10 protein-coding genes and 1 riboswitch are annotated in these 12,226 nt (G+C 62.8%); of the genes, 7 read left to right on the top strand and 3 right to left on the bottom strand.

Going from position 1 to position 12,226, the window contains the following annotated elements; translation table 11 throughout:
• Positions 1 to 253: 253 nt before the first annotated feature.
• Genes H7687_RS06285 through H7687_RS06275 form a run of 3 tightly spaced genes read left to right on the top strand, consistent with a single transcriptional unit; the run spans position 254 to position 2,935 of the window.
• Entirely contained in the window at positions 254 to 1,306 is a 1,053-nt protein-coding gene (locus H7687_RS06285) for an energy-coupling factor ABC transporter permease (protein ID WP_183346213.1), read from the top strand.
• A gap of 37 nt (positions 1,307 to 1,343) precedes the next feature.
• Positions 1,344 to 2,156, top strand: coding sequence for a cobalt ECF transporter T component CbiQ (gene cbiQ, locus H7687_RS06280; protein ID WP_183346212.1), 813 nt, complete (start codon positions 1,344 to 1,346; stop codon positions 2,154 to 2,156).
• A complete protein-coding gene (locus H7687_RS06275; RefSeq protein ID WP_183346211.1) occupies positions 2,153 to 2,935 on the top strand; it encodes an energy-coupling factor ABC transporter ATP-binding protein in 783 nt (260 codons plus the stop codon). The genes cbiQ and H7687_RS06275 overlap by 4 nt, the downstream gene beginning before the upstream one ends.
• A 139-nt stretch (positions 2,936 to 3,074) precedes the next feature.
• On the opposite strand, the gene H7687_RS06270 is transcribed toward H7687_RS06275, so the two are convergent.
• A complete protein-coding gene (locus H7687_RS06270; protein WP_129126184.1) occupies positions 3,075 to 3,275 on the bottom strand; it encodes a cold-shock protein in 201 nt (66 codons plus the stop codon).
• 274 nt (positions 3,276 to 3,549) lie between these two features.
• Here H7687_RS06270 and H7687_RS06265 point away from each other — a divergent pair, with 274 nt between their 5' ends.
• Together H7687_RS06265 and H7687_RS06260 are read left to right on the top strand one after the other, a co-directional pair.
• Complete coding sequence (locus tag H7687_RS06265; RefSeq protein WP_183346210.1) at positions 3,550 to 4,011, top strand: YaiI/YqxD family protein; 462 nt, start codon at positions 3,550 to 3,552, stop codon at positions 4,009 to 4,011.
• Between the two features lie 255 nt (positions 4,012 to 4,266).
• Positions 4,267 to 5,613 (top strand): J domain-containing protein, encoded by a 1,347-nt coding sequence (locus H7687_RS06260; protein WP_183346209.1) that lies wholly within the window; start codon positions 4,267 to 4,269, stop codon positions 5,611 to 5,613.
• 206 nt (positions 5,614 to 5,819) lie between these two features.
• Here H7687_RS06260 and H7687_RS06255 read toward each other — a convergent pair whose 3' ends face one another.
• The gene (locus tag H7687_RS06255; protein WP_183346208.1) at positions 5,820 to 6,956 is read right to left on the bottom strand and encodes a trans-sulfuration enzyme family protein; all 1,137 of its coding nucleotides are present in this window, start codon (positions 6,954 to 6,956) and stop codon (positions 5,820 to 5,822) included.
• The gene (locus H7687_RS06250) at positions 6,953 to 8,098 is read right to left on the bottom strand and encodes a trans-sulfuration enzyme family protein (protein ID WP_183346207.1); all 1,146 of its coding nucleotides are present in this window, start codon (positions 8,096 to 8,098) and stop codon (positions 6,953 to 6,955) included. The genes H7687_RS06255 and H7687_RS06250 overlap by 4 nt, the downstream gene beginning before the upstream one ends.
• A 72-nt stretch (positions 8,099 to 8,170) precedes the next feature.
• Positions 8,171 to 8,275: riboswitch (SAM riboswitch) on the bottom strand.
• 444 nt (positions 8,276 to 8,719) lie between these two features.
• Between H7687_RS06250 and H7687_RS06245 the strand changes: the two genes are divergently transcribed.
• Positions 8,720 to 9,265 carry a Ros/MucR family transcriptional regulator gene (locus H7687_RS06245; protein ID WP_183346206.1) on the top strand — a complete coding sequence of 182 codons (546 nt, stop codon included), beginning with the start codon at positions 8,720 to 8,722 and terminating at the stop codon, positions 9,263 to 9,265.
• A 464-nt stretch (positions 9,266 to 9,729) separates the two neighbouring features.
• The gene (locus H7687_RS06240) at positions 9,730 to 12,210 is read left to right on the top strand and encodes an AMP-binding protein (protein WP_183346205.1); all 2,481 of its coding nucleotides are present in this window, start codon (positions 9,730 to 9,732) and stop codon (positions 12,208 to 12,210) included.
• Positions 12,211 to 12,226 lie beyond the last annotated feature (16 nt).

Raw genomic sequence — 12,226 nt, 5'->3', positions numbered from 1 at the left:
CAACCAGGAGCGGGAGATAACCACTCATCGGGGTAAAACGAAAACTTTCTGTCTCCTCTTTCTCCGCTTTTCTCAGATGTTCTCAGATTTTCTCCTTGTGAAGGGTTCCAGGTTTGTATTTGATGTATACGTATCAGCACCGTCAACAGCGCCCATATGCGATTGACACTGTCAGGGGCTTCTTGTATAAATTGCGGTGTTACTGAATGGAAATTCGTGCTACTGCGCTTGGCGCGGCACGGGGAGGAAGATCATGCACATGGCGGACGCTCTGCTCTCGCCCACGGTAGGCGCGGCCATGTGGGCCGTATCCGCGGGGGGCGTCGCCCTGGGCTCGGCACGGTTACGCCGGGAGCGGGACGACCGCCTGGCCCCGCTCATGGGCGTGCTGGGGGGCTTTCTCTTCGCCGCCCAGATGATCAACTTCTCCATCCCCGGCACCGGGTCGAGCGGCCACCTGACCGGGGGGATCCTCCTCGCCATACTGCTAGGCCCCAGCGCCGCCTTCCTCACCGTCGCCTCCGTCCTGATGATCCAGGCGTTTTTCTTTGCCGACGGGGGACTCCTTGCCCTCGGCTGCAATATCTTCAACCTCGGCATGATCCCTGCGCTGCTGGTCTACCCGCTCTGTTACCGGAGACTCGTCGGTCCCGCTCCCGGGCGTCGGCGCGAAGCCGCGGTCACCATGTTCTCGGCCCTTATCGCCATGCAACTGGGCGCGCTCTGCGTGGTCCTGGAAACGGCGGTCTCGGGCATCTCCGCGCTGCCGTTGGACAAATTCCTGCTCCTGATGCAGCCCATTCACCTGGCCATCGGCCTGGTCGAGGGGGCGGTAACGCTGGCCGTGGTCTCCTTCCTGCGCAAGGCGCGCCCCGAACTGCTCACCAGGGGGAACCGTCCCAGCGCCGTTTCCGGTCGCGTCGTGCTCGCGTCTGTGCTGGTCGGTGCCGTGCTCGTTGCAGGCGGCCTGTCCCGGTTCGCTTCGGAAAAACCTGACGGGCTGGAGTGGTCGGTGGCCAAGGTCGCGGGACAAGCCTCCCTCTCCGAGCACCGCGCCGGGGTGGGCGGTTTCCTGGCCGCGCTGCAGAAAAAGACCGCCCGTTTTCCCGAGTACCAGGCCGTTCCTGCCGCAGTGCCGGGCAGCGCATCCGCTTCGGCAAGCAGCGCCCCGCAGGCGGGTGCTGTGGCCGGCAAGGGGAGCGCGGTAGCGGGTATCGTCGGCACCGTCGTCTCCGTCCTGCTGGTTGCGGGCTCAGCCTTCCTGCTGCGCAGGTCGAACCGTGGAGCGGTAGCCCCCGAGGCGTAGCGGTGGCCCGGCTTCGGCCGGCGAGGATGGGAGCCTGATGGCATCGGTACACGGGGCATTGCTGGATTTGAAGCGGCTGGATCAGCTCGCGGCGGGGGACACCGCCGTGCACCGGCTGGACCCACGCGCCAAGGTGCTCGCCACCCTGGTCTTCATCGTCTGCGTCGTTTCCTTCGGCCGTTACCAGGTTTCGGCCCTGATTCCCTTCTTCATCTTTCCCGCCTGTCTGATCGCTGCCGGACGCCTTCCCGCCGGCTACCTGGCTGCCAAGGTGGCCCTGGTGGCGCCGTTCGCCGTTGCGGTCGGCATCTGCAACCCCTTCTTCGACCGTAGCGTCCTGGTGCACCTGGGGCCGCTGGGCATCACCGGGGGATGGCTCTCCTTTGCCTCCATCGTCGTGCGCACCGCGCTTACCGTCGCCGCCGCGCTCACCCTGACCGCACTCACCGGGTTCGCCTCCATCTGCCGCGCCCTGGTCCGGCTGGGGATGCCCAAGGCGTTCGCCATGCAGCTTCTCTTCCTGTACCGCTACCTGTTCGTGCTGGCCGAGGAGGGGGGGCGGGCGTCGCGGGCGCGGGAACTGCGCTCCTTCGGCCGCAAGGGGTTGGGCCTCGCCAGCTACGGCTCGCTTTTGGGGCACCTGCTGCTGCGCACCTGGCAGCGGGCCGAGCGGATGCACATGGCGATGCTGGCGCGCGGCTACACCGGAACCTTTCCCGCTGCCCAAGGGGGGCGTTTCGGCGCGCGGGAATTCGCCTTCGTGCTCTTCTGGAGCGCACTCTGCATCATCTTGAGGCTGTACAACGGCGCCGAACTGCTCGGGACGCTGGTAACGGGGTATCTGCCATGAGCCACCACATTCTGGAAATCGACCACCTGCGCCACGTCTATCCCGACGGCACCGAGGCGTTGCGCGACGTCACCTTCAGTGTCTGCCACGGCGAGTCGGTGGCCGTGATCGGCGCCAACGGCGCCGGGAAGTCCACGCTCCTGGCGCACCTGAACGGCCACCTGCTGCCCCATTCCGGCGAGGTGCGCATCGGGCACGTCCCGGTGGACCGGACCAACCTGCACGAGGCGCGGCGCACCGTGGGCATGGTGTTCCATGACCCGGATGACCAGCTCTTCATGCCCACCGTGTACGAGGACGTCGCTTTCGGGCCGTTGAACCTGGGGCTGACCGGCGCCGAGTTGGAGAGTTGCGTGACAGGGGCGCTGCGCCGGGTCGACGCGGAGCACCTGTCCGGGAAGGCGCCCTATCATCTCTCCGCCGGGGAGAAGAGGAGGGTGGCCATCGCCACGGTGCTCTCCATGTCGCCGGACATCCTGGTCATGGACGAGCCGACCAACGGACTCGACCCGTACGCCCGCAGGCAGCTGATCGGGCTTTTGAAGGATTTCCACCACAGCAAGATCATCACCAGCCACGACCTGGACATGGTGCTGGAGGTGTGCGAGCGGACCGTGGTGCTTTCGCAAGGGGTGGTGCGGGCCGACGGGCCCACGCTGGAAATCTTCCGGGACGAGGTGCTGCTCAGGGAGTGCCGGCTGGAAAAGCCGCTTTCCATGCAGGGGTGCCCCGTCTGCGGCAAGGAGGGGACTGGCTCCGCCAGGTGCCTGTCCCCTTAGTTGTTTGGGGGAGCTGTCAGAGCAGAAAGGAGCGTTACGCTAGAGGGACAGGCACCTGACGGAGCCAGTCCCTTCTGAAAAAAAGAAAGCCCCGGATTCCTCCGGGGCTTTCGTAAAGTTCTACGCTATGTGATTGGGATTAAACCCTGCTGACGTTGGCTGCCTGGAGGCCTTTCGGTCCCTTGACGATTTCGAAGGTCACGCTGTCGCCCTCGGTGAGGGATTTGAAGCCGTCGCTGTTGATAGCGGAGAAGTGAACGAAGACATCCTCGCCGTTCTCCTGCTCAAGAAAGCCAAACCCCTTGCTGTCGTTAAACCACTTTACAGTACCGTTTACCATTTACTTACTTCTCCCATATTACTTCTTTTTGGTTTTAATCCACGGGTATTCGAGGACGCGTAACAATACCACCCAGCCAAAGGCGTGTCAATCTATTTTAAATTAGATTTAAAGTTTTTTGCTTTGTATACGGAATTCGCCGCGTTGACATAGCCGGTCCGCTGTAGTAGCGTGACCTGACCGCCACACTGAACCGGTTTCGGCACATCCTGCTGCTATGCCAGAACGCCGTATCGATAAGCTTGCTAGAGCTGTAACCCGAGGAAATGAGCCTATGAAGATCTGGATCGATGCCGATGCATGCCCGCGAGTGATCAAGGAGATAGTGTTCCGCGCTTCCCAGCGCCTGAAGGTGCCGGTCTGTCTGGTCGCCAACAGCGACCTGTCCCGCGCGCACACCTCCCTGATCACATCCGTCCGTGTCGCTGCCGGCTTCGATATCGCCGACGACTATATCGCCGACCATGCCGCGGCGAGCGACCTGGTCATCACCGCCGACATCCCGCTGGCCGCGCGCGTGGTTGAAAAGGGAGGCGTGGCGCTCGACCCGCGCGGCGAGCTCTACACCGAAGAGAACGTCGGCGAGCGCCTGTCTATGCGTAACCTGATGCAGGAGTTGCGCAACGATGGCATGCTGCTCGGTGGCCCGCCCCAGTTCAACCTTGCCGACCGGCAGCGTTTCGCCTCGGCACTGGACCGCCTGCTGACCCGCATGGTGCGCGGCGACCGTCCCTGACCTTTACGATCCCCTTCCAACCTTCCAACCCTTAACAGTCCTCTCTCCGCCTGGAGAGGGTCCACCCTACACAGTCCCCTCTCCCTCTGGGAGAGGGTCAGGGTGAGGGGCTTCTCTCCTGTTACAGTCTTTCTCCTGCCCTGAATCTACATTTCCCTCAGTGTGATAAAATCTTTTGTAACTCAGGCTCAGGTCGTGTTAATGTCTGCTCAAAATTCACGGCTTCTCAATAATATCTGAGACAGTGCGACGCCTATGACAGCACACTATCAACAAAGGTCTGCCCAGGAAGTGGAACTCGAGCACAAGCGTGCCGAGCTGGCCTCCCTGCGTGCCCGGCATGCCGAGGCCGCTGCCGTCTTGCACCATCTGCGCGAGGAGATCGCCGGTTTCGAGAGAAGCTACCAGCAGACGCTTGGGCGGCGCATGGCCGAGTTGGAACGGCTGGAAGAGGAGATCGCCCGCCTTTCCGGAAGCTACGTCCCGCCCGAGACGGACGGCGTCGACGAGCAGACCTGCCGGCGCGACGAAGATGATGTCAGCGATGGCCAGACCTACCGGCGCGGCACAGCCTTCCGCGGCGAGGGACAGGTGCGGGGGCGGGTCTGGAAGGCCGATGAGGGCGACATCAAGGCTCTCTATCGCGAGGTGGCCAAGGCCATTCATCCCGACCTGGCGGGGGAGGGCGCCGGCTCGCTGCGGCATGAGTTGATGCTGAAGGCGAACAAGGCCTACGCCGAGGAGGACCACCGTACCCTGCGCGAGATCCTCAGGAACTGGCGCAGGCATTTCCCGGAGCAGGCCGAGCAGAGCGACCTGAGGGCCGAGCTGGCCCGGCTGAAAAAGCAGATAGCGGTCGAGATCGAGGCGATCCGGGAGATCAACGAGCAGGTCGAGCAGTTGCGCGGCAGCTACGTGCACCGTTTCAAGCTGCGCGTCGATGAAAGCGCCGCGGCTGGCAGCGATCTCTTTGCCGACCTGGTGGCTGCTGCCGAGATCAACATCGCCCGCGCCCAGCGGCGCCTGGCCGCCCTGCAGGGGGAAAAGGGGCGGGTCCGTGCGCAAGGCGCGAGCAAACGCAGCCGCACGGTCACTTTCCCCAACGACCTTCCCTGCGGCACGCTATACCTGCGCGAGCTCAACTCGGTCAGTTTCAACGCCTGGAAGAAGGCGGGGCCCGCCATCGGTCCGGTGCAGGTCTACCTGGACCAGGCCCTGCGGCTGGATGTGAAAGAGGGGGCGCCGCGGAAGCTGAAGTCGTTGCAGGGGCTCGGTCCGGAGGATCTGCAGGCCCTCTTTTTGTACGACGTCTGCGACGCCGACCTGGACAGCATCGTCCACCTCTCCGGGCTCGAGGAGCTTTACCTGTGCGGGCCGGAGTTGAGCGACGCGGCGCTGCTCAGCATCTCGACGCTCGCCAACCTGAAACGGATCTACCTGTACCAGACCCGCATCTCCGATCGCGGCTTGGTGTACCTGCAGGGGATGCAGGGGCTGCAGGGGCTTACCAGCAGCGGCAACAGCATCACGGACGAGGGGTTAGCGGTATTCCAGCAGGCGATCCCGGGGGTGAAGACGGTGAGCTTCAAGTGGAAGAGGTGAGGTAAGGGCGGGGGACGCTGTACAAATTGTAGAATAAACCCAGGAGATGATTTCCCTGGGCTTTTTTTTGTTGAAAAAGCAGTTACGCAAAGAACTTCAAGTAGGCGCGAAGAACGCAATGAAAGCTTTTGGGGTTACCATCCCGAGTCTTTCTTTGCGTCCATCGCGGATACTCAGCGTTCTTTGCGTAACTGCTTGTATTTTTTTTAAACGTTGAGGAACCTTGCCATGTCGGCAATCAGGTCATCGGGGTCCTCGAGACCCACCGACAGACGCACCAGCGTATCCTTGATCCCGCGCGCCTCGCGTTCGGCCGGCGGCATCGCCGCGTGCGACATCTTGGCGGGGTAGGAGAGGATGCTCTCGACGCCCCCGAGGCTCACGGCAAAGGCCGCCAGCTTCACCCCTTCCAACAGCCGCTTGGTGGTGTCGTAGCTGGCAAGCTCGAAGGAGAGCACACCACCGGGGCCGCTTGCCTGGCGGTTGTGGATCTCGTAACCGGGATGGTCGGGGAGGCCGGGATAGTAAACCTGCCGCACCTCTTTCTGCTCGCCAAGCCATGCCACTATTTTCCGCGCACTTGCCTGGTGTTCCTCCATGCGTACCTTGAGGGTTTTCAGCCCGCGCAGCACCAGCCAGCAGTCCTGCGGACCGAGCACGGCGCCGAAGGCATTCTGGATGAAACGCAGCCGCTGCCCCAACTCGGCATCCTTCGCCACCGCGAACCCGCAGATGACATCGGAGTGGCCGTTGAGGAACTTGGTCCCGCTGTGCACGACGATATCGCAGCCAAGCTCCAAGGGCCGCTGCAGGTACGGGGTCATGAAGGTGTTGTCAACGATGGTGAGGATCGCGTGCTCCTTGGCCAGCGCCACCGCGGCGGAGAGATCGGTGATCTTGATCAGCGGGTTGGACGGGGTCTCCAGGTAGAGCGCCCTGGTCTCCGGACGGATGGCCGCGGCAATGGCGTCGTTGTCGGTTGCATCGACGAAGGTGGCCTCCAGCCCCCACCCCTTGAACAGGGTGGTGAGCAGCCGGAAGGTGCCGCCATAGACGTCCTCGCACACCACCAGGTGGTCGCCCGGCCGGAACAGGAGCAGGGTGGAGGCGGTGGCCGCGATTCCCGAGGCGAAGGCGAGGCCGACGGCTCCCTTTTCCAGCCCGGCTACCGCCTCTTCCAGCGCCTCGCGGGTCGGATTGCCGGAGCGGGCGTAGTCGTAGCGCCCGAAGCTGTCGATGGAGCGCTGCGCAAAGGTCGAGGAGAGGTAGATGGGGTGGCTGACGGAGCCGTGCTGGGCGTCGATCGGGTCCAGGCCGTGGATCAGTTCGGTGGCGAATTTCATGCGTCTTCTCCTTCAAAAGCCTGCGCCAGGTCGGCGATCAGGTCGTCCTTGTCTTCGATCCCCACGGAGAGGCGCAAGAGCAGGTGGTTGATGCCGAGCCGCTGCAGTTTCTCCGGCTCGATGTCGGCATGGGTCTGCACCTGGGGGAAGGTGATCAGGCTCTCGACCCCGCCCAGGCTCTCGGCGAAGGAGATGATCTGGGTCTTCATCAAGAGCTGGTTCACCAGCGCCGGTTCGGTCACTTCGAAGGCGATCATGGCGCCGAAGCCGCCGCACTGGTGCTGCATCAGCGCGTGCCCCGGGTGATTGGGGAGGCCGGGGTAATACACGCGCCCCACCTTGGGATGCTGCTCGAGCCACTGCGCCAGCGCCAGGGCGTTTTCCTGCTGGCGGTCCATGCGCAGGCCGAGGGTCTTGATGCCGCGGATGGTGAGCCAGGAATCCTGCGGCCCGAGTACCGCGCCGGCGCCGTTCTGGTGGAAGTAGACCTTTTCGGCCAGCGCCGCGTCCTTCACCGCCACCAGGCCGCAGACGACGTCGTTGTGGCCGGCCAGGTACTTGCTGCCGGAGTACACGGTGATGTCGGCGCCAAGGTCGAGGCAGCGCAGCAGGTAGGGGGTCAGGAAGGTGTTGTCGACGATGCAGAGCATGTCGTTGGCCTTACACACCTCGGCCAGCCCGCGCACGTCGGCGACCTTCAAAAGCGGGTTGGTGAGCGATTCCACGAAGAGAGCGCGGGTGTTGGGGCGGATCGCCTGGCGCACCTGTTCCACGTCGCTGGTGTCGACATAACTGAAGGTCAGGCCGAACTGCTGGAACAGCTTCTCGAAGAGCCGGTAGCTCCCGCCGTAGAGGTCTTCGGTGACGATCAGGTGGTCTCCCTGCTGGAACAGGAACATGAGGCTGGTGATGGCGGCCATCCCAGAGGCGTAGGCGAAGCCGCGGCTGGCGCCTTCGAGCCGGGCCAGACCTTCCTCGAGGGCCTGGCGGGTCGGGTTGCCGGAGCGGCTGTAGTCGTACCCGGTACTCTGACCGAGGCCGGGGTGGCGGAATGTGGCAGTCTGGTAGATGGGAACGGTGACGGCGCCGGTCCGGCTCTCACGCTCCAGGCCTATCTGTGCTGCGGTTGTTGCGATGTTCATCGTAGCCTCCGAATGAAAAAAGTCCCCTTCCGGGGTCGGAAGGGGACTTGTCTCTATGGCTCGGTCCGCACTTCCTTATCTTCCGGAACTTCCGTTCCGCAGGATTTGGCACCTTCCCCACATGGGGAGGTTGCCGCGACGTCATAGGGCCCGTCCCTCGATCGCTCTAGATAAGTAATGCTATTCGGTTGTAAGGGGTTCTGCTTGAATCAGTGTCTTACTAATACTGGGACGCTGAAGTTTTGTCAACCGTAAATCTCGACTCTTTGACTAATGTAAAAGTTATTTTCGGCAAATCTTTACCCTACCGCGCTGCTGGTGTTGCCTGGTGCCGCCGCATTATGCTGGCGGCGCGCCTGGAGCGCTTGTGGTATATGGAGGCCTGTTCCTATATCTGGAGCAACGGTTATCACCTATTTCTCTTTCATAGCTGACGGCAATCGAACATTGTGTCGATTCCTTTTTTCGCTTACTGACATCCGCTAGTCACATTGCCTGTCATTGCTTACCCTCAGTGGCTATACCGGCTGACACAAACAAACTTTATTTTGTGGATTTGACAATGCATGGAAACCTGCCACTATATTGCAAGGCAGATAATGATCAATGGAGGGATAATCAATGGCAACTTTGGTAGAGATTGCGGCTCAGATCGTAGCGTCACATGCGTCTAGCACTCCTATGACTTCTGATCAGCTTATATTCGAAATCAGCAAAGTGCACAGCGCCCTCAAAAACCTTGAAGCCGGCGAACCTGTCGAGGGTGTAGAGGAACCGAAGGCTTCCATGACCGTCAAAGAAGCGTTCAAGAAAGGTGAGGTCGTCTGCATGCTGTGCGGTAAAGGGGGCTTCAAGACGCTGGCCCGCCATCTGAACACCGCGCACGGCATGAAGCCGGGCGAGTACAAGAAGCAGTTCGGCATTCCGGGCAAGCAGCCGCTGGCCGCCAAGAACTACTCCGAGGCGCGCCGGAAGATGGCGCTGGACCGTGGGTTGGCCGACAATCTCGCCAAGGCGCGCGGCGTGCGCATGGCCAACATCGAGGCCAAGAAGGCCGTTCCCGCCAAGGCAGCCAAGCCTGCCAAGGCCGCGAAGGCTGCCAAGCCCGCCAAGGTCACCAAGGTCGCCAAGGCTCCCAAGGAAAGCGCCAAGGCCAAGGTGGCCTGATCCCGATCGTTCCCGACTCTGTTAAAAAGCCGCTCCCACACCGGGGCGGCTTTTTTTATATTCCACACCCCCTCGCCCTTCGGGAGAGGGGCAGGGGTGAGGGCGTTGCCAAGGTCAAAATAATTGCAGCTCGCCAGAGCCCTCACCCGCCCTTCGGGCACCCTCTCCCAGGGGGAGAGGTTCATCGTGTCGCAGCGCGTCCCCTTATTCCTTTTTTGCATTGGTTTTTGCCGGCAGCTTCGGTTAAACTCGCCACCCCGGCGCAGTTGCTCACAAAGTGGCCATTGATTGCTCATTGCGTTTGTTTGGTTGCCAAAGCGATGCCTGCGTGTGACAATGCTTGCTTGGGAGAAAAGACACGGATGAAATAGTGTCAGTAGGTGGTGCCGCCGGGTCTTTCTTGGTTCGAATCAGATGTATATCGTGAAGCTGCAACTGACATGCGCCGCCTACGGGAGTCAGATATGCGGACACTGGTAGATCTATTCCATAGTTTCGCGCCGCGGGGCGACAAGACCGCCTTGGTGAATCGCACCGGCGTGCGCCGTTTCGCTGTCTCGTATGGCGAGCTTTCGGTACTGTCCCTGAAAATGGCGGCCCTGCTGGCGCGACACGGCGTCGAGCCCGGCGACCGCGTCCTCTTGTGGGGTCCCAACTCGTCCTGGTGGGGCGTTGCCTACTGGGGCATCATCATGCGCGGCGCCATCGCCGTTCCGGTCGACTTCATGTCCGACCGCGGCCGCGCCGAATCGATCCTGAAGCTGACCCAGGCCAAGGTGGTGCTGCAAAGCCGCTTCAAGCCGGAGCGGCTCCAGGTGGAAAACTCCCTGCTGCTCGAGGACCTGAAGTACCTGCTGGAGGAGGTAGCACCGTACCCGGACGTGGTGCATCCCGCGCCGGACGACATCGCGCAGCTCATCTACACCTCGGGAACCACCGGCAACCCCAAAGGGGTGATCCTGACCCACAAGAACCTGGTGGCCAACATCCTGCAGATCAACCGGCAGGTGCCCATCATCACCCCGGAGTTTTCCTTTCTCTCGCTGCTGCCGCTGTCGCACATGTTCGAGCAGATGGGTGGCTTCTTCACGCCGCTGTACCGCGGCGGCGCCGTCATCTACCCGCGCACGCTCAAGCCTTCCGCCATCATGGAGGCCCTCGGCGAGGAAGACGTCTACGTCATCATGTCCGTGCCGCGCCTGATGCAGCTTTTGAAGACCACCATCGAGCGCGAGTTGGCCGAGAAGCATCTCACCGGGGTTTTTGCCGCGCTGGCCAGGATCGGGGCGGGGCTCTCCAAGCCGGCGCGCAAGAAGCTCTTCTTCCCGGTGCAGAGGAAATTCGGCGCCCACTTTACCGTCTTCGTCTCGGGCGGGGCTCCGCTCGACCCGGACGTGTTCCGCTTCTGGGACAGCATGGGCTTCACCGTGCTGGAGGGGTACGGGCTTTCCGAGTGCTCGCCGGTCCTCTGCGTCAACACCATCGACAAGCAGGTGGCGGGCTCGGTGGGGCCGCCGCTTCCGGGCGTCGAGCTCAGGCTGGACGGCAAGGAGGTGGTGGTGCGGGGCGACAACGTCTTCCCGGGGTACTACCAGAACGAGGCGGCGACCCGGGACGCCTTCACCGCCGACGGCTGGTTCAAGACCGGCGACCTGGGCGAGATCGGGCCGGATGGCTGGCTCACCATCAAGGGGCGCGAGAAGGAGCTGATCGTCACCGGCGGCGGGGTCAACGTCTACCCGGACGAACTGGAAGCGGTGCTGAACAAGGTTCCCGGCGTCAAGGAATCCTGCGTCATCGGCCTGGACCGCGGGGCAGGGGAGGAGGTGCACGCGGTCCTCTTGCTGGACGATAGCGGCGCCAAGCCGGACGAGATCCTGGCCCGGGCCAACGCCCAGTTGGACACCATGCACCAGATCACCGGCTGCACCATCTGGCGCGAACCCGAGTTCCCGAAGACCACCACGCTCAAGATCAAGAAGTTCCAGGTCAAGGAGCAGGTGAAACAAGGCGCCGCCGCGGGAGGCGCCGGTACCACCCAGGACCACCTGGTTAATCTTCTGGCCAAGGTGACCGGTGCCGACCCGGCTGAAATCAAAGAGGAATCCCTGCTGGTCGCCGACCTCGGGCTCACCTCGATCGGGCGGCTGGAACTGGTCAACTACCTGGAGCAGGAGTTCCGTCTCGACATCGAGGACTCCCAGATCGGGCCCCAGACCAGGGTCGCCGAGGTGCGCCGCATCATCGCCCGGCGCGAAAAGGGGCACCGGCGCGGCCACTACCGCTTCTGGACCAACTCGGCCCCGGTGCGCGCGCTGCGCATGCTGGGCGACGCGCTCCTGAACTACCCCCTGTACCGGCTCTTCGTGAAGCTCGAGGTGCGCGGGCGCGAGAACGTCGAACACCTTGACGGGCCGGTGATCTTCATCGGCAACCACCTGGGGTACTTCGACCAGCCCTCGCTGATGTTCGCGCTCCCCAGGGAGGTCCGCTACCGCACGGCGACCGCGGCCTGGGAGGAATTCTTCTTCGGCGACTACCACGGCCTGGACCGTTTCCTGCGCCTGGCAGCCTACCAGTACGGGACCCTGTTCCTGAACCTGTTCCCGCTGCCGCAGACCAGCGGCTTCTCCACTGCCGTCAAGTACATGGGGAAACTGACCGACCGCGGGCTCAACACCCTCATCTTCCCGGAGGGGGGGCATTCGCACGACGGCGCCATGCAGGACTTCCAGCTCGGCCTGGGCATCATCGCCAAGGAGCTGGAGATTCCCATCGTGCCGGTGAAGATCGTGGGGACCGACAAGATCCTCCCGCCTAAACATACCGGCCTTCCCAACCGGGGCACGGTGACGGTCAGCTTCGGCAAACCGCTCCGCTTCCGGTTCGAGGAACCGGCCGAGATCGTGGCGCGGGCGCAGGCCGCGGTGGCTGAAATTCAATGATGTTGCGATGAAGGAG

Origin of the sequence: Geomonas paludis (assembly GCF_014193585.1) — a bacterium.
Taxonomy (GTDB): domain Bacteria; phylum Desulfobacterota; class Desulfuromonadia; order Geobacterales; family Geobacteraceae; genus Geomonas; species Geomonas paludis.
This window is presented reverse-complemented; position numbering and strand designations above follow the sequence as displayed.

Excerpts from the sequence above, each read along its gene's own strand:
- H7687_RS06285 (WP_183346213.1), top strand. The coding sequence starts at position 254 with ATGCACATGGCGGACGCTCTGCTCTCGCCCACGGTAGGCGCGGCCATG.
- cbiQ (WP_183346212.1), top strand. The coding sequence starts at position 1,344 with ATGGCATCGGTACACGGGGCATTGCTGGATTTGAAGCGGCTGGATCAG.
- H7687_RS06275 (WP_183346211.1), top strand. The coding sequence starts at position 2,153 with ATGAGCCACCACATTCTGGAAATCGACCACCTGCGCCACGTCTATCCC.
- H7687_RS06270 (WP_129126184.1), bottom strand. The coding sequence starts at position 3,275 with ATGGTAAACGGTACTGTAAAGTGGTTTAACGACAGCAAGGGGTTTGGC.
- H7687_RS06265 (WP_183346210.1), top strand. The coding sequence starts at position 3,550 with ATGAAGATCTGGATCGATGCCGATGCATGCCCGCGAGTGATCAAGGAG.
- H7687_RS06260 (WP_183346209.1), top strand. The coding sequence starts at position 4,267 with ATGACAGCACACTATCAACAAAGGTCTGCCCAGGAAGTGGAACTCGAG.
- H7687_RS06255 (WP_183346208.1), bottom strand. The coding sequence starts at position 6,956 with ATGAAATTCGCCACCGAACTGATCCACGGCCTGGACCCGATCGACGCC.
- H7687_RS06250 (WP_183346207.1), bottom strand. The coding sequence starts at position 8,098 with ATGAACATCGCAACAACCGCAGCACAGATAGGCCTGGAGCGTGAGAGC.
- H7687_RS06245 (WP_183346206.1), top strand. The coding sequence starts at position 8,720 with ATGGCAACTTTGGTAGAGATTGCGGCTCAGATCGTAGCGTCACATGCG.
- H7687_RS06240 (WP_183346205.1), top strand. The coding sequence starts at position 9,730 with ATGCGGACACTGGTAGATCTATTCCATAGTTTCGCGCCGCGGGGCGAC.